4 protein-coding genes are annotated in these 2,700 nt (G+C 65.9%); 3 read left to right on the top strand and 1 reads right to left on the bottom strand.

Annotated elements, in window-relative coordinates; translation table 11 throughout:
* The first annotated feature begins 25 nt into the window (after positions 1–25).
* The gene (locus tag EN738_RS33195) at positions 26–589 is read left to right on the top strand and encodes a putative dsRNA-binding protein (protein ID WP_127287239.1); all 564 of its coding nucleotides are present in this window, start codon (positions 26–28) and stop codon (positions 587–589) included.
* Positions 586–1,512, top strand: coding sequence for a GTPase Era (gene era, locus EN738_RS33190; protein WP_127287238.1), 927 nt, complete (start codon positions 586–588; stop codon positions 1,510–1,512). Before EN738_RS33195 ends, era begins: the two co-directional genes overlap by 4 nt.
* Before the next feature lie 45 nt (positions 1,513–1,557).
* Here the strand turns inward: era and EN738_RS33185 are convergent, their stop codons facing one another.
* The gene (locus EN738_RS33185; RefSeq protein WP_127287237.1) at positions 1,558–2,352 is read right to left on the bottom strand and encodes a type II CAAX endopeptidase family protein; all 795 of its coding nucleotides are present in this window, start codon (positions 2,350–2,352) and stop codon (positions 1,558–1,560) included.
* Between the two features lie 234 nt (positions 2,353–2,586).
* Here EN738_RS33185 and EN738_RS33180 point away from each other — a divergent pair.
* On the top strand, positions 2,587–2,700 hold a 114-nt coding region (locus EN738_RS33180), incomplete at its 3' end, for a recombination protein O N-terminal domain-containing protein (RefSeq protein WP_189606103.1).

Genomic DNA, 2,700 nt, shown 5'->3' with positions numbered 1-2,700 from the left:
CGCCGATGCGCTCGCCGAAGCGCTCATTGAGCGCACCGGCCATGCCTTTGGCGACCGCCAGCGGCTGCAGCGGGCGCTGGCATGGGTCAGCGCCCGGTCGAGCCATGCCGGCGTCGACTATGAGCGCTTCGAATTCCTCGGCGACCGTGTGCTTGGCCTTGTCGTGGCCGACATGCTGCTCGCGGCATTCCCGAACGCGGCCGAGGGCGAGCTGTCGCTGCGGCTGAACGCCCTGGTCAATGCCGAGGCGCTGTCCGAAATCGCCGAGGAGATCGGCCTGCCGGAACTGATCCGCGCCGGCTCGGACGTGCGCGGCCTCGACGGACGCAAGCGCATCGGCGCTGCCCGTCGCGACGCCAAGACCGAATTGCAGGAATGGGCGCATCAGGCGGCGGGTGCGACGCCCGCCTACCGCATCGACGGCAGGGAGGGGCCGGACCACGATCCGCTGTTCACCGTCAGCGTCAAGGTCGGCCAGTTCGCGCCGGCCATCGGCAGCGGTCGCTCCAAGCGCGAGGCCGAGCAGGCGGCGGCAGCGGCGCTGCTGCTGCGCGAGGGTGTCTGGATGAATGAAGGAAGCGCGGCATGAGCGAAGAAGCGGCACAGGCGGGCGAGGCCCCCGCGACGCACTCCGGCTTCGTCGCGGTGATCGGCGCGCCCAATGCCGGCAAGTCGACCTTGGTCAACCAACTGGTCGGCGCCAAGGTGTCGATCGTCACCCACAAGGTGCAGACCACCCGCGCCATCGTGCGCGGCATCGCCACGCATGAGAACGCCCAGATCGTCTTCGTCGATACGCCCGGCATCTTCAAGCCGAAGCGGCGGCTGGACACGGCGATGGTGACCACCGCCTGGGGGGGCGCCAAGGATGCTGATATCGTCGTGCTTTTGATCGATGCCGAGCGCGGCATCCGCGGCGATGCGGACGCCATCCTCGACCGGCTGAAGGATGTCCGGCAGCCGATGCTTCTGGTCCTCAACAAGGTCGACCGGGTCAAGCCCGAGGTGCTCCTGGCGCTGGCGGCGACGGCGAACGAGCGCGTGCCGTTCAAGCGCACTTTCATGGTCTCGGCACTGACCGGCTCCGGCTGCAAGGACCTGCTCGACTATCTTGCGCAAACCTTGCCGGCCGGCCCCTGGTACTATCCGGACGACCAGATCTCCGACCTGCCGATGCGCCAGCTCGCGGCCGAGATCACCCGCGAAAAGCTCTACCTGCGACTGCATCAGGAGCTGCCCTATTCCTCCCATATCGAGACCGAGAAATGGGAGGAGAAGAAGGACGGCTCGGTGCGTATCGAGCAGGTCATTTATGTCGAGCGCGACAGCCAGAAGAAGATCGTGCTCGGCCACAAGGGCGAGACCATCCGCGCCATCGGCCAGGCGGCGCGCATGGAGATCGCGGGCATACTGGAGCAGAAGGTGCACCTCTTTCTGTTCGTCAAGGTGCGCGAGAATTGGGGCGACGACCCCGAGCGCTACCGCGATATGGGGCTGGAGTTTCCGCACTAGCGCGGTGCCCGGGATAGGAGCGCCGCGCTTTTTGGCGGATTTGGTTCAAGCGATGGCCAGTTTTGCCTTGGGCCGGCGCGCAAAGGTCTCCGTGCCGTAGTAGGCGACGATCGCGACCGCGATGCTCGCCCAGATCGCAACGCCGATCCACTGCTGCTGCACATAGTCGCCATCGACGAACACCTTGCCGAGGAAGCGCACGCTGTTCTGGTGCGTGACATGCATCAGGAAGGCGAGAAGCACGCTGCCCGTGTTCTGGTACAGCCATGTGAAGACGATGCCGGCCAGGACGACATTGATCGTGCCGTAGAGGCTGAGGTCGCCGACCAGGCCGAGCGGGAAGTGCCAGATGGCCCAGATCACGCCGAGGATCAGGCTGCCGGCAAGCGCGGAATGGCCGGCGAGCAGTCGTGGCGTGGCGAAGCCGCGCCAGCCGGGCTCCTCGCCGAGCGGGCCGCTGAAGATCGCATAGAGGCCGATGATCGGCAGCATCTCGGAAAAGGCCGGGATGTTGCCCCAGGCAGGGGCCGCGGCGCCGAACAGCGGATTGATCAGGATCGAAGCGAGCTGTGCGCCGAACGGCAGGCCGAACGCTACCAGATACCAGAACGGGTGAACCCGCCACTTCACCATCGAGGCGAGGATGGGCTTGACCGAAGCCCAGCCGCCGGCAACCGCCGCGACGATGAATCCGGCGACCATCGGGCCGAAGGTGAACCAGGGAATGCTCTCGCCGCCGGAGAGCCAGAAGGGGATGAACGCCAGCCAGGTCAGGCCGAGCGCCAGCGAAAAGAAGGCGGTCAGCTGATGCCCCCGCACCAGGCTCAGGAAGGAAGTCATTTGTCTGGTCCTCTCATCGGGCGGATTGGCAAATGAGAGGTCGGCTTGCCCGATGAGTCGACCACAGCAAAGGGACCGGCCGCGCCGGTCGACATGCCGCATATGGCGCCAGCGCGGGACAAAAATCCTGATCGGTTTCTGAGAGAATTCCGATATTTGCGATTGGCGGCTGTCCCGGCACCAGGCCCGTTCCAACCTTGATTTCGCCGCCCGATCGGTGAAATGCTCCCTCGCATGGAATGGCGCGACGAGGGAATCATTCTCGGCACCCGCAAGCATGGCGAAACCAGCGCCATCCTCGAGGTGATGACGCGCGCCCATGGCCGCCATCTCGGCCTTGTGCGCGGC

The organism is Mesorhizobium sp. M4B.F.Ca.ET.017.02.2.1, assembly GCF_003998955.1.
Taxonomy (GTDB): Bacteria; Pseudomonadota; Alphaproteobacteria; order Rhizobiales; family Rhizobiaceae; genus Mesorhizobium; species Mesorhizobium abyssinicae.
Note: the sequence above shows the minus strand (reverse complement) of the source record. Positions and strands in the feature narration are given on the sequence as shown.